This window comes from Sanguibacter sp. Leaf3 (assembly GCF_001425965.1).
Lineage (GTDB): Bacteria > Actinomycetota > Actinomycetes > Actinomycetales > Cellulomonadaceae > Sanguibacter > Sanguibacter inulinus.
This window is the reverse complement of sequence record NZ_LMRH01000001.1, coordinates 330,181-350,680: the sequence shown is the minus strand read 5'-3', so window position 1 is coordinate 350,680 and position 20,500 is coordinate 330,181. Positions and strand designations below refer to the sequence as shown.

At 73.4% G+C, this 20,500-nt stretch carries 15 protein-coding genes and 1 riboswitch; of the genes, 9 read left to right on the top strand and 6 right to left on the bottom strand.

Going from position 1 to position 20,500, the window contains the following annotated elements; translation table 11 throughout:
* Nucleotides 1-50: 50 nt before the first annotated feature.
* The 4 genes from ASG53_RS01570 to ASG53_RS01555 all read right to left on the bottom strand — a co-directional run bounded on the left by ASG53_RS01570 (nucleotide 51) and on the right by ASG53_RS01555 (nucleotide 5,336).
* Complete coding sequence (locus tag ASG53_RS01570; protein ID WP_056130469.1) at nucleotides 51-1,958, bottom strand: dipeptide ABC transporter ATP-binding protein; 1,908 nt, start codon at nucleotides 1,956-1,958, stop codon at nucleotides 51-53.
* Nucleotides 1,955-2,941: an ABC transporter permease gene (locus ASG53_RS01565; protein ID WP_082543705.1), complete on the bottom strand. Its 987-nt coding sequence runs from the start codon at nucleotides 2,939-2,941 to the stop codon at nucleotides 1,955-1,957. The genes ASG53_RS01570 and ASG53_RS01565 overlap by 4 nt, the downstream gene beginning before the upstream one ends.
* Before the next feature lie 11 nt (nucleotides 2,942-2,952).
* The gene (locus tag ASG53_RS01560) at nucleotides 2,953-3,903 is read right to left on the bottom strand and encodes an ABC transporter permease (RefSeq protein WP_082543704.1); all 951 of its coding nucleotides are present in this window, start codon (nucleotides 3,901-3,903) and stop codon (nucleotides 2,953-2,955) included.
* Nucleotides 3,904-4,050: 147 nt separating this feature from the next.
* A riboswitch (SAM riboswitch) is annotated at nucleotides 4,051-4,163 on the bottom strand.
* A gap of 246 nt (nucleotides 4,164-4,409) precedes the next feature.
* Nucleotides 4,410-5,336: a LysR family transcriptional regulator gene (locus tag ASG53_RS01555; protein ID WP_056127550.1), complete on the bottom strand. Its 927-nt coding sequence runs from the start codon at nucleotides 5,334-5,336 to the stop codon at nucleotides 4,410-4,412.
* A gap of 667 nt (nucleotides 5,337-6,003) precedes the next feature.
* On the opposite strand from ASG53_RS01555, the gene ASG53_RS01550 reads away from it, so the two are divergent.
* The 7 genes from ASG53_RS01550 (at nucleotide 6,004) to ASG53_RS01520 (ending at nucleotide 16,458) form a co-directional block, all read left to right on the top strand.
* Nucleotides 6,004-7,632: an ABC transporter substrate-binding protein gene (locus ASG53_RS01550; RefSeq protein WP_056127547.1), complete on the top strand. Its 1,629-nt coding sequence runs from the start codon at nucleotides 6,004-6,006 to the stop codon at nucleotides 7,630-7,632.
* Nucleotides 7,629-9,041, top strand: a complete 1,413-nt coding sequence (locus ASG53_RS01545) for a M20/M25/M40 family metallo-hydrolase (protein WP_235533798.1) — start codon at nucleotides 7,629-7,631, stop codon at nucleotides 9,039-9,041. The genes ASG53_RS01550 and ASG53_RS01545 overlap by 4 nt, the downstream gene beginning before the upstream one ends.
* A complete protein-coding gene (locus tag ASG53_RS01540; protein WP_056127541.1) occupies nucleotides 9,038-9,940 on the top strand; it encodes a polysaccharide deacetylase family protein in 903 nt (300 codons plus the stop codon). Before ASG53_RS01545 ends, ASG53_RS01540 begins: the two co-directional genes overlap by 4 nt.
* Nucleotides 9,937-10,893 carry an SDR family NAD(P)-dependent oxidoreductase gene (locus tag ASG53_RS01535; protein ID WP_235533796.1) on the top strand — a complete coding sequence of 319 codons (957 nt, stop codon included), beginning with the start codon at nucleotides 9,937-9,939 and terminating at the stop codon, nucleotides 10,891-10,893. The genes ASG53_RS01540 and ASG53_RS01535 overlap by 4 nt, the downstream gene beginning before the upstream one ends.
* Entirely contained in the window at nucleotides 10,890-11,987 is a 1,098-nt protein-coding gene (locus tag ASG53_RS01530) for a ketopantoate reductase family protein (RefSeq protein WP_056127539.1), read from the top strand. Before ASG53_RS01535 ends, ASG53_RS01530 begins: the two co-directional genes overlap by 4 nt.
* A 67-nt stretch (nucleotides 11,988-12,054) precedes the next feature.
* Nucleotides 12,055-13,680, top strand: a complete 1,626-nt coding sequence (locus ASG53_RS01525; protein WP_056127536.1) for an ABC transporter substrate-binding protein — start codon at nucleotides 12,055-12,057, stop codon at nucleotides 13,678-13,680.
* Between the two features lie 123 nt (nucleotides 13,681-13,803).
* Entirely contained in the window at nucleotides 13,804-16,458 is a 2,655-nt protein-coding gene (locus ASG53_RS01520; protein WP_056127533.1) for a zinc-dependent metalloprotease, read from the top strand.
* A gap of 70 nt (nucleotides 16,459-16,528) precedes the next feature.
* Here the strand turns inward: ASG53_RS01520 and ASG53_RS01515 are convergent, their stop codons facing one another.
* Nucleotides 16,529-17,131 (bottom strand): TetR/AcrR family transcriptional regulator, encoded by a 603-nt coding sequence (locus tag ASG53_RS01515; RefSeq protein ID WP_056127530.1) that lies wholly within the window; start codon nucleotides 17,129-17,131, stop codon nucleotides 16,529-16,531.
* A gap of 333 nt (nucleotides 17,132-17,464) precedes the next feature.
* Between ASG53_RS01515 and ASG53_RS01510 the strand changes: the two genes are divergently transcribed.
* Together ASG53_RS01510 and ASG53_RS01505 are read left to right on the top strand one after the other, a co-directional pair.
* Entirely contained in the window at nucleotides 17,465-18,031 is a 567-nt protein-coding gene (locus ASG53_RS01510; protein WP_056127529.1) for an NADPH-dependent FMN reductase, read from the top strand.
* Nucleotides 18,032-18,275: 244 nt separating this feature from the next.
* Complete coding sequence (locus tag ASG53_RS01505) at nucleotides 18,276-19,259, top strand: ABC transporter substrate-binding protein (protein ID WP_056127526.1); 984 nt, start codon at nucleotides 18,276-18,278, stop codon at nucleotides 19,257-19,259.
* A gap of 28 nt (nucleotides 19,260-19,287) precedes the next feature.
* On the opposite strand, the gene ASG53_RS01500 is transcribed toward ASG53_RS01505, so the two are convergent.
* The gene (locus ASG53_RS01500; RefSeq protein ID WP_056127524.1) at nucleotides 19,288-20,418 is read right to left on the bottom strand and encodes an SDR family oxidoreductase; all 1,131 of its coding nucleotides are present in this window, start codon (nucleotides 20,416-20,418) and stop codon (nucleotides 19,288-19,290) included.
* Between the last annotated feature and the right edge of the window lie 82 nt (nucleotides 20,419-20,500).

Sequence of the window (20,500 nt, the reverse complement as noted above, 5' to 3'; positions counted from 1 at the left end):
AGAGCGGTCGGGCAGGCAGTGCTGACCGTGCCGGTGGGCTCGGTCTCTCCTCAGGCCGTCACGTTCGTGCGGCCCGGGATCGCCGCGAGCAGCGCCCGGGTGTAGTCGTGCTGCGGGTCGGCGAAGATCTGCTCGGTCGTCCCGCTCTCCACCAGCCGGCCGCGGGACATGACGCCGACCCGGTCGGAGATCTGCCGCACGACCGCGAGGTCGTGCGAGATGAACAGATAGCTCAGGCCGAGCTCGGCCTGGAGGTCGACGAGCAGCTGGAGGATCTGCGCCTGGACCGAGACGTCGAGGGCGGAGACGGGCTCGTCGAGGACGACGACCTGCGGGTGCAGGGCGAGCGCCCGGGCGATCGCCACCCGCTGGCGCTGACCGCCGGAGAGCTCCGCAGGGTGCCTGTGCAGCGCGGAGGTCGGCAGCGCGACCTGGTCGAGCAGCTCCGAGGCCCGGCGCGACCTCGACGCCCTGTCCCCGGTGCGGAAGGCCTCGAGCGGCTCGGTGAGCACCTGCCCGATGGTGAAGCGCGGGTCGAGGGAGGCGTAGGGGTTCTGGTAGACGAGCTGGAGGTGCTCGCGCAGTCGACGCAGGCGGCGGCCGCGCAGCCGGGTGATGTCCTGCCCGTCGACGTGCACAGAGCCTGAGGTCGGGTCGGCGAGCCGCAGGACGAGGCGCGCCGTGGTCGACTTCCCCGACCCGGACTCCCCCACGATCGCGAAGGTCTCGCCGCGCGGGACCGAGAAGGAGACACCGTCGACGGCCCGGAGGGTCTTCTTGCCGCCGCCCTGCTGGGGCACTGTGAACTCCTTGACGAGGTCGCGCACCTCGACGACGGGCGCGAGCGAGGCTGCCTGGGCAGCGGGCTCGCGCGGCACGACGGAGGTCGGGACGGCACCACTCGACGAGGCCTCTGGCTCACCTACCTCGCTGGCCTCGCTGGCCTCGCTGGCCTCGGCCATCACACTCAGGCCGCTCCGCTCGACCTGCTCGACCTGCTCGACCGCCTCCCCAGTCTCCGGCCCGCCCGCTCGCTCGGGCGCCAGCACCGGGTCCGCTGCTCGGCCGTCCCGCACCGTCGGCCGCAGCCGGGTCGGCGAGAGCGAGGGCGCCGCCGCGACGAGGGCCTTCGTGTACGGGTCCTGCGGGTCTTCGAGGATCTGCCGGGCACTGCCCTCCTCCACCACCCGCCCGCGGTTCATCACGATGACGCGCTGGGCACGCTCGGCCGCGACGCCGAGGTCGTGCGTGACGAGCAGGACGGCCGTCCCGAGCTCCGCGGTGAGCGACCCGAGGTGGTCGAGGACCGCGCGCTGGACTGTGACGTCGAGGGCCGAGGTCGGCTCGTCGGCGATCACGAGCGCGGGCCTGCAGGCGAGCGCGATGCCGATGAGCACCCGCTGACGCATGCCGCCCGAGAGCTGGTGCGGGTACTGGCGGGCGACGGCCTCGGGGTCACGCAGCCCCGCCTGCTCGAGGATCTCCACCACGCGCTGCCCGGTCGCCCGCCGGGCGAGGCCGGAGTGGACGACGAGCACGTCGGCCACCTGGTCGCCGATGCGTCGGACGGGGTTGAGCGAGACAGTCGGGTCTTGCGGCACGAGGCCCAGGCGCGCACCACGGACCCGCTCGAGCTCTTTGTCGCTCCACGCGCTGATGTCGGTGCCGTCGAGCACGATGCGCCCGGCAGTGCGTGCACCACCACGCGGCAGCAGCCCGATGATCGCCTGCGCCGTGGTCGTCTTGCCCGAGCCGGACTCGCCGACGACGGCCACGACCTCGCCCGCGTCGACGTGCAGGTCGACGCCGCGCACGGCCGGGACCGTCCCACGGCGGGTCCTGTACGCGACCTCGAGGCCTTCGACGACGAGGAGCGGTCCGGAGCGCGCGGGCTCGTCGCCCGTCGTGGCGGTCTCGGTGCGGGTAGACGTCGTGCTGGTGGTCTTCGTGCTGGTCATCGCAGGTCGCTCCATTCTCCGTCGAGGGCCCGGCTGACGCGGTTGGCCGAGAGCACCACGGCCACGACGACGAGGCCGGGCAGCGTGGTGAGCCACCAGGAGGTGGCGAGGTAGCTGCGTCCCTCGGAGACGAGGGACCCCCACTCTGGGGCCGGCGGCGCGGCACCGAAGCCGAGGAAGCTCAGGGCCGAGACCGCGAGGATCGCGGAGCCGAACTCGAGAGCGGACAGCACGAGCACGGGCCCCGAGGAGTTGGGCAGCACGTGCCGTCGCACGATGGTCAGGCGTCCGACGCCCGAGGCCGCGGCGGCCTCGACGAACACGGACTCGCGGACCCGCAGCACCTCGGCGCGCATGACGCGCGCGAACGAGGCCACCGCGGCGACGCCGACAGCGATCGCGACGTTGGTGGTGCCGAAGCCGAGCACCGTGACCACGGCGAGGGAGAGCAGCAGACCGGGGACGGCCAGCAGGACGTCGACCACCCGCATGAGCACGTCGTCGACGACCCCGCCGACGAAGCCGGCCACCAGCCCGATGCCCGAGCCGGCGACGAGGGCGATGGCCACGGCGATCGCGGTGGCCTTGAGGGACAGGGCCGAGCCGTGCACGACGCGGGAGAAGAGGTCACGACCGAGGTAGTCGGTCCCGAACCAGTACTGCGCGCTCGGGCCCTGCAGCTTGTCGGCCGGGACGCCCACGGTCGGGCTGTAGGGCGCGAAGGCCGCCGGCCAGAAGGCCCAGGCGAGCGCGAGCGCGATGGCGAGGACCGCGAGGACGAGGCCCGGGCGTCGCACGAGCCACAGGGCGCGTCGGCGCAGGCGCTCGGTGCGCGAGGGCACAGCCCAGGCGTCGGCGTCGTGGAGGCCGCCGGCGGCCTCGGCGAGCGCGTGGTCGAGCCCGTCGGCGGACGAGAGCCCGGCAGTCGTGCCGGCGGCTGGGCCCATCGAGGCACCCCGGACGGTGATCGTCAGGTCTGACATGGTGCGTCCTCTCAGACGGCCGCGCGGGTGCGCTGGCTGATGCGGGGGTCGAGGGCTGGGTAGACGAGGTCGACCGCGAGGTTGACCACGACGAAGATGACGGCCGAGAGGACCACGAGGCCTTGCACGACGGGGATGTCCTGGAAGGTCACGGCCTGCTGGGTGAGGCGCCCGATGCCGTTGCGCGAGAACACCGTCTCGACGACCACGGACCCGGCGAGCAGGTTGCCGACGGTGATGCCGACGAGCGTGAGCGTGGGGATGGCCGCGTTGCGCAGCACGTCCCGCAGGTGGATGTGCAGCCTGGGGGTGCCCTTGGCGCGGGCCGTCTCGACGAAGGGCTGGTCCCACGTCGTCGACAGGCTCTTGGCCAGGACCTGCGCGATCACAGCGGAGGTCGGGATCGCGAGGGTGAGGCTCGGCAGGACGAGGGTCTGCCAGCCGACGTTGCCCATGGCCGGGAGCAGGGCCCACTGGAAGGAGACGACCTGGAGCAGCACGAGACCGACCCAGAACGTCGGCACGGAGACGCCGAGCGGCGGCAGCGCGAGGAGCGCCTGGCGGAGCCAGCGCGCCTGCGTCCAGGTGGCGACGAGCGCGAGGGAGGCCCCGATCACGACGGCCAGCACGAGGCCGATCGAGGCGAGCTTGAGGGTCTCGGGCAGGGCGTCGAGGATCGAGCCCGTCACGGGCTGGCCGGTCTGGATCGACGAGCCGAAGTCGCCGCGGACGGCCGCCCACAGCCGCGTGAGGTACTGCTCCCACACAGGCTTGTCGAAGCCGTAGCGCGCGGTCAGCTCGGCGACCTTCTCGGGGTCGACCTGCGTCCCCTCGCCGCCGGCGTCGAGCATGATCGCGACGGGGTTGCTCGGCAGCATGTACAAGATCGCGAAGGTCGCGGTGAACGCGGCCCAGAGCACGAAGACGGCCTGGAGCGCGCGGCGCAGCAGATAGGCACGCACGAGGGGGACTCCTCTCGGACGCACCGCGCACGGCTCCGCGCCGGGGCTGGGCGACTGCACGGTCGGCCGGGAGGCCGGGCGCAGGCGCACGTCCGAGACGCGAGGGTGCGGGTGCGTGCACGACCGGCGCTGCGCGCGGTCGGGTGGTCGGGGCACTTGCCGTCAGGGATCCTGACGGCCTGGTCGATACCCGGAAGCACCCCGCTGCCATCTGGGGGTTGCTGCCTCGCCTGCCGGGCCATGGGCGAGATCTCGTGACCTGGGCGACACCCTAGGCATGCTCTGAGGACGTGGTCAAGCACTGTCCAGCCCTGGTGGGGCGACTCTCCCGACGCCGTGCGTGAACCTCTGTTAACCCTTGTGAATCTCTGTACGAGCGTGTCACCGGAGCCCCGCCGCCCGGCGAGCCCACGGCCTGGTCGCCCCGTGAGCTGGCAGCCCGGCAGCCCCGAGCCCGCTGGCTCCGCGGCCCGGGCCCGGTGGTTCCGCGGCCCGGGCCCGGGCCCTCACACCGCGTGCGCCCCGAAGAGCGGGCGGGTCTTGAGCGTGCGGCCGACCTCGGCGGCGACGTCGAGCAGCGCGTGAGTGACCGGGTGCCCCTGGGCGCCGTCGCGGTAGGCGAGGGCGACCTGACGCTGCGGGACGGCGCACGGGACCGCGACCACGCCCTCGGGCAGCACCTGTGCGGAGAGCTCGGGGACGACCGTCACGCCGAGCCCGGCCCCGACGAGCTGGATGGCCGCGAGGTAGCCGATCCCCTCGTGCTGGACGTCTGGGGTGAAGCCGGCCGTCCGGCATGCGGACACGATCGACCGGGTGCAGGGCAGCGTCGGCGCCCCGACGATCCACCTGTCACGCCCGAGCACACCGAGCCCGCCGTGCAGGACGACACCGCCGAGAGCCTCGGGCACGACCGCGACGAAGCGCTCGTCGAAGAGGCGGCGGGTGCGGACGCCGGGGACGACCTCGTCGCCGTCGTCGGGGTAGCGCAGGACGAGAGCCGCGTCGATCTCGCGGCGGATCACCGCGGGCATCGCGCGGGTCGCGTCGGTCTCGGCGAGACGGACGGTGACGCCGGGGTGCCGCTCGCGCACCGCGACGGCCAGACGGCTGCCGACAGGCGCGAGGATGCTGGGGTACGCGGCCACCGTGACCTCGCCGGCGACCTCGTCCTGGAGGGCGGCGACAGCCCCTCGGGCCCGCTCGAGGGCGGCGAGGACCTCGGCGGCGTGCTCGACGAGGAGGTCTCCCGCGGCTGTGAGACGGACGCGTCTGCCGTCCCGGACGAGCAGGTCGACACCGGCCTCGTCCTCGAGGGTCTTGAGCTGCTGGGAGACCGCAGACGCCGTCACGCCGTTGACCTCGGCGACCGCGGCGAGCGTCCCGAGCATCGAGAGGTCCTGGAGCAGCGAGAGGCGCTTCACGTCATACATAAGAAGATCTTAGGCTGACACGAAGTCTGGATAGATGGACTTCTTCTCACCATCCGGGCTACGGTCCCACCAGGTGACCCGGACGTGGTCGCCGACGACCGCCAGACGACACCCGAGGAGGTGCACCGTGCGACGCAGAGCCATCCTGACCGACCTCGGTCCGCACACCCTCCGGCCTGCCCCGCGGAGCGCCCTGCGCCCTGCTGCGCACCGCCCCACCCAGCCTGCGGGCTGTCCGGCCGTGCGCCCCGGCAGCTGTCGCTGTCGACCCTGACCGCACGCCGAGAGGCGTCGGCAAGGGCCTGAGCCCAGTGCGAGCACCTCGTGACCGAGACCTGCGCCCGCACATCGCGACGGCCCTGCTGACGCCGGTCCTGCGCCTCGCGCCACAGCGCCACCCCGGGAGCACCGGCACCTGACACGGCACGTGACGCCACGTCGCGTCTGCGCCCACAGGGCTGCCGAGGCCCGCCGAGGGATCACGCCCGGACCGAGCCGTGGCCAGCACGAGCACCGTCTCGAAGCAGCCCGGCACCGTCGGCATCTCCCGGCACAGCCCTGCCCGCACCGCCCCCTCGTCCTCCCGGCCACGACCGGTTCCCTCCACGCGCCCTGACGGCGCCGCGACGGGGCCGGGGCCGCCGCACACCCTCGAACCGGAGCCACCGTGCCATCGACCGCCTCACCCCGCCCAGCAGCCTTCGCCGCCGCCACAGTCTCCGCGCTGCTGCTCGCCGGCTGCGCCTCCTCCGGGACCGCCGCCCCAGGCACCTCCGCAGGTGGCGGTGAGCCGCAGAGCGGCGGCACCCTGCGCTTCGGCCTCGGCTACGACCCCACCTGCCTCGACCCGCAGCAGGCCGGCGGCAACGACTCGCTCAACATCGGCCGGCAGCTCGTCGACTCGTTGACCGACCAGGACCCCGAGACCGGTGAGATCGTGCCGTGGCTCGCGACGTCGTGGGAGGTCTCCCCCGACGCGAAGACCTTCACCTTCACCCTGCGCGACGACGCGACCTTCGCCGACGGCACGCCCGTCGACGCCGCGGCCGTCCAGGCGAACCTCGACGGGATCGCCGCGCTAGGGGCGCAGGCGACCCTCGGGTCGAGCTATCTCGACGGGTATGCCCAGACCGTGGTCGTCGACCCGCAGACGGCGCGCGTGGAGTTCTCCGAGCCGAGCGCGCAGTTCCTGCAGGCCACGTCGACCATGACCCTCGGTCTGTTCTCGGTCGCGAGCACCACGCTGTCCGTCGAAGACCGGTGCGCCGGGGAGTTCGTCGGCTCCGGGCCCTTCACCCTGACCGACTGGCAGCCAGCGCAGTCGGCCACCCTCGAGCGCCGCGACGGCTACGCCTGGCCGTCGAGCATCGCCGGGCACGAGGGCGAGGCGTACCTCGACAGCATCGAGTACTCCGTCGTCGCAGAGCCGAGCGTGCGCACGGGGTCGTTGCAGTCGGGCCAGCTCGACGCGTTCATGAACGTGCTGCCGACCGACGAAGAACCCTTGAAGGCCACCGGGCAGACGGTGTCGGCCCGCACCAACCCGGGAATCTCCTTCGCGCTGCTGCCCAACACCGACCGACCCGTGGGTGGCGACGAAGAGGTCCGCCTCGCGATCAGCGAGGCGATCGACCGCCAGGAGGTCGTCGACACGGTCCTCACCCCGAGCTACAAGGCGGCGACCAGCCCGTTGAGCAGCTCCAACCCCGGGTACACCGACCTCGGCGACCTGCTGACCTTCGACCTCGACGCCGCGAAGGCCCGTCTCGACGCCGAGGGCTGGGAGCCCGGTGACGACGGCATCCGTACCAAGGACGGCCAGCGCCTGCAGGCCGACGTCGTCTACCTGACGAACTTCGCGGCGAGCGAGCAGATCCTCCAGCTCGTGCAGCAGCAGCTGGTCAAGGCCGGCGTCGACCTCCAGCTGCGGCAGGTGACGATGGCCGAGTACCCGGAGGTGCAGAAGGTCGGCGACTACGACTTCAGCTGGACCAACCTGACCCGCGCCGACGGTGACGTGCTGCGGACGGTCTACGGGTCGAGCGGCCGCAACCTCGCGCGTCTCGCCGCCGACGACGCCGTCAACACCCCGCTCGACGCGCAGGCCGCCGAGGCCGACGCCGACGCACGCCTCGCACTCCTCGCGGACGCCCAGACGCAGCTACTCGATCGCGCCCTGTCGATCCCGGTCATGGAGTTCAGCACGGTGATCGCGACGGCGCCAACCGCCCACGACCTGCGCTTCGAGGCGTCGTCACGGCTGTCCTTCTACGACACCTGGATCGAGGCACCGTGAGCAGCAGCACCGAGACCTGGACGCCTGCGGGCACGACCGGCACGGTTGCCGAGACCGCCTCGCGGACCGAGCAGGTCGTCGCGCTCCTCACCACCCTGATCCGCAACGCCTGCGTCAACGACGGCACCCCGGACTCTGGGCAGGAGGTCCGCAACGCCCGCACCCTCGTCGAGTTCTTCGCCGGGAGCGGGGTCGAGGTCGAGCTGGTCGAGCCGCACCCGGGCCGGGTCAGCGCGATCTTCAGGGTCCGCGGCACCGACCCCGCAGCACCGCCGCTCAGCCTGATCGGGCACACCGACGTGGTGCCCGTCGACGAGGAGAACTGGAGCTTCGCGCCCTTCGCGGGGGACGTCGTCGACGGGGTGGTCCGCGGGCGCGGCGCCCTCGACATGCTCAACCTCACCGCCTCGATGGCCGTGGTGACCCGCGAGATCGCGATGTCGGGCGCACGGCTGGCCGGTGACCTGGTCTTCGCGGCCGTCGCCGACGAGGAGGCGGGCAGCCGCTTCGGCATGGACTGGATCACGACCCACCGCCCGGGCCTCGTGCCGACCGAGAACGCACTCACCGAGAGCGGCGGGCTGCACGTCGGCTCGCACGTGACCGTCACCGTCGGTGAGAAGGGTGGAGCGCCGCGCCGGCTCGTCGCGCACGGTCGGGGCGGGCACGGCTCTCTGCCGTGGGGCGCAGCGAACGCCGCGCTCCTCGCGGCCGACGCCGCGCTGCGCGTCGCGGCGCACCGCAGCCGACCCGTGCTCGACGACAGGTGGCGGGCCTTCGTCGCCGCGTCACCGCTGAGCGACGACGTCCGCGGGGCGCTGCTCGACCCCGAGCGCCTCGACGACGCCCTGGCCGAGCTCGGGACGAGCGCCCGCTTCGGCCACGCGATCAGCCACCTGACGCTCTCGCCCAACGTCCTCCGCTCGGGGGCCAAGGGCAACGTCATCCCGGGTAGGGGCGAGGTGGACGTCGACATCCGGCTGCTGCCCGGCCAGACCGGGGACGACGCCGATGCGGCGGTCAGCACCGCTCTCGGTGACCTCGCGGCACCGGACGGACCCGTCGAGGTGCTCGCCGGACCGGCACGCTCCGCCTCGGTGTCCCCCGACCACGGTCGGCTCTACGACGCGCTCGTGGGTGCGGTCACCGCGCGCTTCCCGACGTCGCAGGTGCTGCCGCTGCTCACCTCGGGCGGCACCGACGCGCGCTTCGTCCGCGAGCGCGGTGGGGTCGCGTACGGCTTCGCGCTGTTCAGCGCGGCCTGGGACGTGGGCCGGTTCAGGTCCTTGTTCCACGGCGACGACGAGCAGGTGGACGTCGAGAGCCTGCGGCTGACCGTCGACGCGCTGGCCGACGTCGTCGCGGAGTTCTTGGCTCCTGCCGGCGCGACGACCGAGGTCGAGCGATGAGCGGGCTGGTGCCCGCCGACCAGCAGCCCTGGCAGTGGGAGGAGCCCGTGTGGCGCGGCCTCGTCGAGCAGGTGCGGGCCGGTCGCCGGCTCGTCCCGGGCAGCTGGCCCGGTGGTGCCCGCGTCGCCGTCGCGATCTCCTTCGACGCCGACCACGAGACCCCGGTGCTTCGCGAGGGTCAGACGACCCCGGGCGGGCTCGCCGCGGGCGAGTACGGTGCCCGCGTCGCGGTGCCACGCATCCTCAGGTTGCTCGAGCGGCACGGTGTCCCGGCGTCGTTCTTCGTCCCGGCGGTCTCCGGGCTGCTGCACCCCGGGGAGGTCCGCGACTACGCGGCGGCCGGCCACGAGGTGGGTGTGCACGGGTGGATCCACGAGCGGAACACGCTGCTGAGCGAGGCCGACGAGCGCGACCTCACGCTGCGCAGCCTCGACGTGCTCGAGCGGTTGTCGGGGACGCGCCCCGTGGGCATCCGCACGCCGTCGTGGGACTTCTCGGACAGCACGCTGCGGATCGTCCAGGAGGCGGGCTTCCGCTACGACAGCTCGCTCATGGCCGACGACGACCCCTACGAGCTGCTCGCCGACGGTGTGCCGACCGGTGTGGTCGAGGTGCCCGTCGAGTGGATCCGCGACGACGCCCCGTACTTCGTCATGGCGCGCTACGCCGGGCTCAGGCCGCACACGGCCCCGGCCGCCGTGCTGGGCATCTGGCGGGACGAGTTCCGCGGAGCTCTCGCGGAGGGCGGGGTGTTCCAGCTGACCATGCACCCCGGGATCATCGGGCACCGCTCGCGCCTGTGGGTGCTCGACGAGCTGCTCGCCGAGATCACCGCGTCAGGGCCCGTGTGGTTCGCGACGCACGCGCAGATCGCCGACCACGTGAGGGAGACAGCATGAGCACGCCAGAGAGCAGCCAGACGGCCACGACCAGCGTCGTCGCACCGGGGCACGCAGGCCACGCGGGTCACAAAGGCCACGCGGGTCGCGCAGGCCACGCGCTCGTGACAGGCGCGGGTTCCGGCATCGGGGCGGCGATCGTCCGTGACCTCGCGGCGCACGGCTGGGAGGTCACCGGGGTCGACGTCCGCCGCGACGCCCTCGACGCCGTCCTCGCCGACGTCCGCGAGCGCTCGGGAGCCCCTGTGCACGCCCTCGTGGGCGACCTCGGTGACGAGGCCTTCGCCCGGGACGCCGTGGCCGCCGCGTGGGAGCGTCGACCGCTCGACGCCCTCGTCAACGCGGCGGGGGTGTACCCGGCGATCCCGTTCCTGGAGATCACCCCGGCGCAGTGGGACCGGGTGCAGCACGTCAACGTGCGCGCCGTGCTGCTCGCCACCCAAGAGCTCGGCCGTCGCGCGACCGCCGCGGGCCGGACTCCAGCGGTCGTCAACATCACCTCGGGGGCGGCGCGGGCCGCCCGGCCGGGGACGGCGCACTACTCGACGTCGAAGGCGGCGCTCACCCTGCTCACCCAGGCGAGCGCGGTCGAGCTGGGGCCGTCGGGCATCCGGGTCAACGCCGTCGCGCCCGGTTTTGTCGATGTCGACTCCCCAGTGAACCCGGTGACACCGGAGTACGCGGACGCCGTCCGCCGCAACGTGCTGCCCGGCCGTGCCGAGCCCAGGGACATCGCCTCGGCGGTGCGGTTCTTGCTCGGCCCGGACGCCCGGTGGGTCTCGGGCACCACGCTGTCGGTCGACGGCGGGGCCTCGGGCGGCACGACAGCCCTCCCCCAGCACTGGCCGACGACCACGAGCACCCAGCAGCCCGCCGCGGACGGTCCCGGAGCCGCGCCGACGACCGGCGCCCCGGCCGCCACCTCTCCCCACCTCTCGGAGGTCCCCGCATGAGCACCACGACAGCACGCCCCACGCCTGTCACCGCAGGCGCGCCTGCCCTCGACCCGGGTCGCCCCGAGCGCGCCGCCTACACGGTGGTCGGCGCGGGGGCGATCGGCGGGACCCTCGCCCACGCCCTGGCCCGGGCCGGGCACGCCGTCACCGTGATCGACACCGACGCCGCGCACGTCGCGGCGATCCGCGAGCACGGGCTGACGATCCGCCGACCGGACGGGCGCGACGACGTCGTGCAGGTGGCGGGGGCCTACCTGCCGGACGAGGCGCCCGCGAGCATCGACAGGGCGATCCTGGCGACCAAGTCGCAGCACACGGCGACCGCAGCGGCCTGGGTCGCACCACGCCTCGCGGCCGACGGTCTGGTGCTCTCGGCCCAGAACGGCCACAACGAGCAGACCATCGCCGACGCCGTCGGCGCGGAGCGGGTGCTCGGCGCCTTCGTCAACATCTTCACCGACTACCTGGGCCCCGGCGTCGTGAGCGACGGGGGTGCGGGTGCTGTCGCCGTCGGCCTGCCAGGCGGCGGTGCACCGGACGCCCGTGTCCTGGCCGTCGCCGAAGACCTCCGGGCCTACGGCGACGTCGTCGCGACGGCGAACCTCGCGGGGTACCGCTGGGGCAAGCAGGGCTTCGGCTCGATCCTCGGTCTGACCACCCTCGTCGACGCGCCGATCGCCGACGTGGTCGACAGGTACCGCGACCTCGCGGCGGCGGTCGCCCGGGAGAGCACCGAGGTCGCGATCCGCTCGGGCGTCGTGCTCGAGCGCTTCGACGCCTACGAGCCCTACGCCTTCTCCGACGCCGCCCCGGGCCTCACCCGCGACCGCGCGCTCACCCGCCTCGTCCGGTGGTTGCGGACCCAGCCGAAAGACCGCAGCGGGGTGTTCCGCGACATCGCCGTGCGCCGTCGGCCGCGCGAGACCGGTGGAGACCGCAGCACCTACCCCGAGCAGGCCGCGGCGGTCGGCGTCGACCTGGTGGTCGGGCCGCTCGTCGCGCGGGCCCTCGACGAGGTGGCCGCCGGGACCCGCGACTTCGGGTGGCACACCCTCGACGAGATCCGCGCCGAGCTCGCCGCACACGCCTGACCTCCTGCTCTTCCTTCCCTCCTCCCTCCCCCTCGTCCCCTCCAGTACCTAGAATGCGAGCCCGTCCATGAGACTGTCCCCGTCCCTCCTGCCCGCCGCCGCCGTGTCAGCAGCCCTGCTGCTCTCGGCCTGCGGTGGCGGCTCGACAGCCTCGTCCGGCGGCGAGGGCGCTGCTGCCGGCCCACCCGTCTCGGGCGGCACGCTGCGCTACGGCCTGCAGGCGGACCCGCAGTGCCTCGACCCGCGCCAGGGCGGGCTCACGGTCAGCCTGACGGTCACCCGGTCGGTCGTCGACAGCCTGCTCGACCAGGACCCCGAGACCGGCGAGATCGCCCCGTGGCTCGCCGAGTCGTGGGAGGTGAACGAGGACGCGTCGGCCTTCACCTTCCACCTGCGCGACGACGTGACCTTCTCCGACGGCGAGAAGCTCACCGCGGATCTCGTGAAGAAGAACTTCGACTCGGTCGCCGAGCTCGGGCCGCTCGCCGGGCTGCCGCTCCAGTACCTCACGGGCTACGAGGGCACCGAGGTGGTTGACGAGCACACCGCGACGGTCACCTTCGCGGCCCCGAACGCGCAGTTCTTGCAGGCCGCGTCGAGCATGTCCCTCGGGCTGCTGTCGAGCGAGAGCCTCGACAAGACCCCCGAAGAGCTCTGCACAGGGCAGTACGCCGCGTCGGGGCCCTTCACGATCGAGAGCTACGAGCCGAGCACGAGCGTGGCGATCGTCCGCCGCGAGGGCTACGACTGGGCTCCGGCGCGCGCCGCGCACACCGGCGACGCCTATCTGGACCGGGTCGAGTTCTCGGTCATCCCCGAGGGGTCGGTCCGCACGGGGTCGCTCGTCTCCGACCAGCTCGACGTCATCGGTGACGTGCCCACCCAGGACCTCCCCCAGCTGCAGGCGGGCGCGGAGTACCAGGTGGTCTCGCGGCCCAACCCGGGCAACGCCGGCGGGCTGCTCGTCAACACCACCCGCCCGGTCCTGGGCGACCCGGCCGTCCGGCAGGCCCTGCTCCTCGGGGTGGACCGGGCGACGGTGTCCTCGACGCTGTTCTTCGACGAGGCACCGCCCGCGACGGCCGTCTTGTCGAGCTCGACCCCCGGGTGGAGCGACCTCTCGGACGTCCTCGCCTACGACCCCGACGCCGCCACCGCGGCCCTCGACGACGCAGGCTGGGAGGTCGGGTCGGACGGCATCCGCGAGAAGGACGGCCAGCGGCTCACGGTCGAGGCCACGTGGAACCCGGCGATCGGCTGGGGCAAGCAGGTCCTCGAGCTCGCGCAGCAGGACTACGCGAAGATCGGCGTCGAGCTGACCATCCGCACGATCACCCTGCCCGAGCTCAACCAGGTGCTCGGCGACCGCGACTACGACCTCTTCTACAACTCGCAGACCCGCCCGGACCCCGACGTGCTGTGGGGTAACTTCTCGCCCGCGAACCCGGGCAACCGGCACGGCGGGACCGACGACGAGCTCGCCGCGGTCCTCGACGAGCAGCGCACGACGACAGACCCCGCGGTCCGCTCCCCGCTCGTCGAGACCGCCCAGGAGCTGATCCTCGCGGACGGCTTCACGGTGCCGATCGTCGAGAGCGTGTCGATCCTCGGCGCGGCGTCGACGGTCCAGGGCATCGACTGGGAGGCGTCGTCGAAGCCTGTGTTCTACGACATCTGGCTCTCGCAGGGCTGACCCGCCCAGAGCTGGACGGCACCACCTGCACCACCCGCCCAGGGGGCGCGGCGCCACCATAGGCCCGCCCTCTGGCCCGCACCTACGCTGGTCAGACCACCGACGACGACAGGACCTCACCCCGTGACCTCGTTCCCCACGCTCGTCCCCGCCCCCGCCTCCGAGCCCGTCGGCGAGGCCGGTGTCCCGTACGACGCACCCGGCGCTGACGGCACCGCCCTGCTCTCCGTCCCGAGGTCGGGCGGCCAGCTGCTGCTGCTCACCGGGATCGAGCGCGGCATCGGGTCGAGCGGGCTGTGGCTGGACCGCGGGCAGCCGGGCGACGTGCGGCTCGTGCAGCTGCGCGTGGTCGGCGACCGGGTGCTGCTGGTCCAGGACAACAAGCACTTCACCGTGGTCTCGGACGACCCTGCCGCGGTCCAGGCCGGCGACGACTCCTTCGCGCGGTCGGTGCTGTGGTCGGCGCCCGTCGTCGAGCACCGCGGCGACGGCAGCGTCGTCGTCGACGCCGCGTCCCTCGCGACGAGCGACCTGCTCGCCGTGAGCACGCGACTCGCCCGGGCCGAGCAGGGCGACCTGCGCCTCGACGCCAGCAGGTCCTTCCTCGTGTCGGCCACCACCGGCCCGGGCGGGCCGACCAGCCAGAGCAGGTCGGCCGACGGCAGCACGTCCTCCGGCACCACCACCGGGGACGACCGCCCCCGCACCCCCGGCTCGGTCGAGCTCTCGGCCGTGCTCACCTTCGCCGGGCGCGGCGAGGGTGCGCTGCTCGCGCAGGTCAGCCCGGACCCCGACGTCGTCTCGATCACGCAGCGCGTGAGCCTCGTCCCGCTGCCCTCGGGCTTCGTGCCGCGCCCGTTCCACCCCGGGGCGGGTGGCTACGGCAAGGGCTTCGCCGACCACGCCCTGCCCGGAGGTCGGAGCGTCGACGTGCGGCTCCAGCCCCGCTTCAGGCTCGAGAAGACGACCCCGGGCACCGCGCCGAGCACGGTCCACGAGCCCATCGTGTTCCACGTGGACCCGGCGATCCCCGAGCCGTACCGCAGCGCCGTGATCGAGGGTGGCAGCTGGTGGGCCGAGGGTTTCGAGGCTGCTGGCTTCGTCGACGCTTACAGGGTCGAGCTCCGCGCCGACGACGTCGACCCCTTCGCCGCCCGCACCTCGTCCTTGTGGTGGGTGCACAGGACCAACCGTGGCTGGTCGCAGGGCGCGGCGCTCACCGACCCGCGCACCGGTGAGATCCTCTCGGGCCGCGTGCGGCTCGGGTCCCAGCGCATCCATCAGCTCACCCTGGTCGCCGAGGCGCTGCTCGCCCCGTACGGCCACGTCGACGAGGCACGCCGTCTCGCGGCCGTCGACGAGCTCGTGCTCGCCCGCCTTCGCCAGCTCGCGGCCCACGAGATCGGCCACGCCCTGGGGTTCATGCACAACTACGCCTCGCACCAGCACCCGCAGGCCTCGGTCATGGACTACCCGCACCCGCAGGTCCGGCTGGGCGCGGACGGCGAGATCGACCTCTCCGACGCCTACCCCGTGGGCCTGGGCCCGTGGGACGTCTTCGCGGTCCGGCACGCGTACCAGGACTTCGCCCCCGGCGAGGAGGCCGCCGGTCTCGAGGCGCTGCGCCGCGAGGCCGCCGCGGCCGGTCTCGTCTACCTCACCGACGACGACGGGCACCACGCCGAGGCGGCCTCCCCGGACGCCGTCCCCTGGGTGCACGGCGCCGACCCTGTCGCCTCGCTCGAGAACCTGCTCCAGGTCCGGGCGAAGGCGCTGCGCGACTTCTCCCCGGGCGTCGTCGCACCCGACCGCCAGGCCGGCGAGATCGAAGAGCGGCTCGTCCCCCTCTACCTGCTGCACAGGTACCAGGTCCCGGCGGTCGCGCGGCTGCTCGGCGGTGTCGAGTACGGCTACACGCTGGCCGGGGAGGAAGCGACAGGCAACCGCGTGGTCCCCGGCGCCGAGCAGCGCCGCGCGCTCTCCGTCCTCACCGACCTGCTCTCCCCCCAGGTGCTGGCCCTGCCGTCGTCGGTGCTGCGGACCGTCGTGCCGCCCGCTATCCGGTACGAGCGCACGACCGAGTACCTCACGCCGCGCCGCGGCATCGTCCTCGACCCCTTCACAGCCGTAGGCGCCGGGGCCGGGATCGTCGCCGAGCAGCTCTTCGCCCCGGGGCGGCTCAACAGGGTGGCCTGGCAGGCTGCGGAAGACGCGGCGTCGGCTGTCGGGGCTCGAGGGGCCGCTGGGCCTTCCGAGGGTTCTGAGGGCTCCCAGGCTTCCGAGGCTGCCGAGGGTGGCAGCCAGCGGGCGTTGGCAGCGGCCAGCGCAGACCGGGTGCCGACGGTCTCCGAGATCGTCGCGACGGTCCTCGACGCCGTCTGGGACGCCCCCGGCACGGGTGACGCCCTCTCTGAGGCGGTCCGGCAGCAGGCGGCGTGGACCGTGCTCCAGCACCTCGTCGCCACGCTCACCGGCGGCGGTCTGCATCCCGCCGTCGCGGCGTCCGTCGCGACCTCCCTCGCAGACGCCGCCGACAGGCTGGACGAGAAGCTCGATGCGACGTCCGGGGCTGCTGCGCTCGGCGCGACGTCCGACCCTTCGGTCTCGTCGGCCGAGTCGGTCCTGCCGACTCCGTCGGCCGCGTCAGGCCGCAGGGCGGACCGGAGGACCGACCGCGGCTGGGACCACCTCGTCAGGACCGCGCGGCTCGCCGCGTCAGACCCGTCGGCGGTCGACCTCGGTCCGCTGCCGGTGATCCCGCCGGGCGCGCCGATCTGACGGGCGCGTCTGGGGAGCCTGGTGCGTGGAGGTGTGACGGCCGGCCGGTCTGCCCGTCGCAGGCAGAGCGTCAGGCTCGGGCGACCCTGCGGACGAGGTCTTCCCAGCCGTCGGCCAGCCTGTCGAGGTCGATCCGCAGGTCGCGCGTCTCGTAGAGGACGAGGGCCGCGTCGAGAGAGGAGAGCAGGGTGAGCGTGAGCACCTGGAGGTCTCCGTCGACCCCGGCCTGCCCGAGCAGCATCTGCACGTGCATCGCCGACGCGGCGTGGGCCGGCGCGGAGTACCTGTGCTCGGCCTCCGCCTCGACGCTGCGCAGCAGGTCGCCCTGGACGGTGACGAGCCGGAGCCTCTCGCGGCCGAAGGCGACCAGACGCTCGACGGGCTCGGCGCCGGGGCCGAGCGGCGGCGGGCCGGAGAAGAACCCCTCCTGGAAGGTCATCTCGGAGTCGTTGAGCAGCTCGCGCAGCAGACCCGCGCGGGAGCCGAACCTGCGGAAGATCGTGCCCTTGCCGAGCCCGGCCGCGCGGGCGAGGCCGTCCATGGTGAGACCGTCGACGCCGACATCCGCGAGCATCGCACGGGCGGTGACGAGCAGGTGCTCCCTGTTGCGGGCGGCGTCGGCACGCTCGCAGGCCGCGGTGCTCCCGGGGGCCGGGAGGTCGAGGGACGTCATCGCGGGCCTCCTCACCTGGTCGACGGTCGTGCGCTCCGGCGAGCCTATCGTCGCGGCCGCAGGGGCGAGAACCCCGCAGCGGGTGAGACGACCGACTCCACGCACCGGCCCGGGCGCGCCCAGCCCGCGGGCCTGTGGACCAGCAACGACGCGAGCGGCCCGCAGCCCGGGTGAGCGATGTCCGTCGCGGTGAGACGCACGTCACGCTGCTAAGCGGACCGTGGTCCGCTTATGCTGGGCGAGCGGTCACCGCACCGCACGCACTCTTCGCACCGCCTGCGCGGCCCGCCGCGCATCCCCCAGAACCACCCCGCACCTACGTGAGGACCTCCCATGTCAGACGTCTCCATCCTCGTCCTGGTCGGCAGCCTGCGCTCCGGCTCGAAGAACCGCGAGCTCGCCGAGGCCGCAGTCGACCTCGCCCCCGCGGGCACGACCCTCACGATCTTCGAGGGCCTGGCCGACCTGCCCTTCTACAACGAGGACATCGACCTCCCCGACTCCGCCCCCGCCGGCGCGACAGCCTTCCGCGAGGCCCTCGCCTCGGCCGACGCCGTCCTGGTCGTCTCCCCCGAGCACAACGGCACCATCCCCGCTGTACTGAAGAACGCCATCGACTGGGCCTCGCGCCCCTTCGGCGCGAGCGCGATCTCGGGCAAGCCCGTCGCGGTCGTCGGCAGCGCCTACGGCCAGTTCGGCGGCGTGTGGGCCCACGACGAGGCCCGCAAGGCCTTCGGCATCGCGGGCGCGAACGTCCTCGGTGACGTCACGCTCTCGATCCCCGGCTCGGTCGTCCGCTTCGCCGAGACGCACCCGCGCGACGACTCCGAGGTCGTCGAGCAGCTGACCGCGGTCCTCACCGCGACAGTCGAGGCCGCGCGCGGAGCCGTCGCAGCCTGACGCGAGACGCACCAGAGGACCCGCGCGGACGCGCGGGTCTGCACGAGAAGGCCGCACCGACAGCCGTCGATGCGGCCTTCTTGCGCTCCGGGCACGCCCTGGGAGCCAGCAGCAGTCCGGCCCACGAGGGCTCCGACGCCGGAAGAGCTGTGGGCCCGGCCCTCGTCCCGCGCCCGAGCAGCCCCCTCGTCTCGCCAGACGCACCCCCAGCCAGACCGGGTGGAACTGAGGCTAGCCTTACCTCATGCACAGCTTCTCCGCGCCCTCCGCGCGCGCCCTCTGGCCGATCGCCGCAGCCCTGACCAGCACGGCTCTCCTCGTCGCGTGCTCGACCACCACCTCATCCTCGACCGAGGCTCCTGCCACGTCAGGCCGGACCGTCGAGACCGTCCTCGGACCCGTCGCCGTGCCCGAGCAGATCGACTCGGTCGTCGTGATCGAGGGCCGGCGTGACCTCGACATCGCGCTCGCCCTCGACCTCCCTGTCGTCGGCTTCCCGCTCGAGGGCGAGGGATCGCTCGACCTCGAGTCTCCGCTCGCCGAGGCGCGGGCCGCAGCTGTCGCCGAGCACGGCGCCGAAGGGCTGTTCCTCGCCGACGAGATCAACATCGAGGCCATCGCGGAGGCGGCACCGAGCGTCATCATCAGCCGGTCAGACGACGTCGAGGAGATCTTCGACCAGCTGAGCGCGATCGCCCCTGTCGTCGCGATCGGCGACCAGGACACCTCGACATGGCAGGACGACCTCCGGCTCGTCGCGGAGGCGACCGGGACGACCGTCCGGGCCGAAGAGCTCGTGACCGCCTACGACGACCGCGTCGCCGACGTCGCGTCGACCTACGCAGACGTCATCGCAGAGCACCCGGTGGTCCCGCTCGGCAGCGACTCGAGCGGGTCTCAGGTACGCCCCAACCGCCTGCTCTCCACGGTCCTCCAGGACGTCGGCGCGCTGCCGAGTGAGGTCTTCGCCGAGGCGATCGAGACCGGCGACGGCATCGAGCACTCCCCCGAGCGGCTGGTCGAGGCCTACGACGACGCCGACGGCATCATCGCCCTCGTCAACGGCGCAGACGAGTGGTCGGCGACGCAGGCGAGCCCCCTGTGGTCGCGGCTCCCCGCCGTCGCCGCCGGTCACGTGGTGCGCTCCGACAAGTCCACGCACGAGGGAGGTCCGCTCACCGCGATGCACTCCCTCGACGTCGTCGAAGAGCTCTACGCGGGGTTCTGAGAGCCGCGGAGACCGGCTTGCCGCGGGCTCAGCGGGGCTGAGGCAGGATCCCCTCGGCCGCGTACCTGTCCAGGACGGCGAGCAGCGCGCGCTCGGTGCTGACGTAGCCGGTGTAGCCGGCCAGGCGTGAGCGGGTCATGTCGGCGAGCATGTCGCCCTCCCGGCCGAGGTCGCCGTCGGTGTGCCACCACGAGGCGACGCGGGTGAGGTCTGGCTCGACCAGACCGTGCTCGGCCACGACGCGCTCCCAGACGGGGGCCGCGTCGGCCATCTGCACCTCGAGCGGTGCCGGCTCGTCGCTCGGACCCTGCGGCTCGACGCCGAGGTGGGCCGCGAGCGCGGGCCAGAGCCTGCGCCACCGGACCTGGTCGCCGTCGACGATGTTAAAGGCCGTGTCGGCCGCGGCGGGGGTGGTGGCTGCCCACAGCTGGTGGTCGGCGAGCAGCGCGGCGTCGGTGAGGTCGACGAGGGAGTTCCAGGCACTCACGGATCCGGGGAACACGAAGGGCTGGCCTGTCGCACGGGCGATCGCCGCGAAGGCGCCGAGGGTCGAGGCGAGGTTCATGGCGTTGCCGACGGCGTGACCGATCACGGTGTGCGCCCTGTGGACCGACCAGGTGAAGCCGTGCGCGGCGGCGGCCGCCGACAGCTCGTCCTCCTGGGCGTAGTAGAAGTTCTCGACCGGGCGGCGCTCGGCGTCCTCGAGGAACGGGGTGTCGGGCAGGACGCCGACGCCGTAGGCCTCGAAGGGGCCGAGGTAGTGCTTGAGCCCGGTCACGAGCGTCACGTGCTGGAGCGTCCCCTGCGGGCCGAGGACGGCGAGCAGGTCGCGGACCATGCCTCCGTTGACCCGGATGTTCTCCGCCTCGGTGTCCTGGCGCGACCACGCGGTGATGAACACGTGCGTGGGACGCAGGTCGCCGAGGGCCTGCTGGAGGCTGTCGCGCGAGGTGAGGTCGGCGGCGACGTGGCCGACGCCGGCGGTCTCGACGGGCCGGCGCGACAGCCCGGTGGTCTGCCACCCGGCAGCGACGAGCTGCTCGATCAGCGCAGACCCGGCGATCCCCGTCGCCCCGACGACGAGAGCGTGCGCACCTTCCGGAGGCGTACGGACGGGAGTGGGCGCGCGGTCGGGCGCGGGGGTGGAGAGAGAGGTCATCGTCCCATCGTCCGGGCCGCCCCGGGCGGTCGCATCCCGAGGTGACGTGCCGTCGAGCACAGCGCGGTGCTGCCCGGCCCAG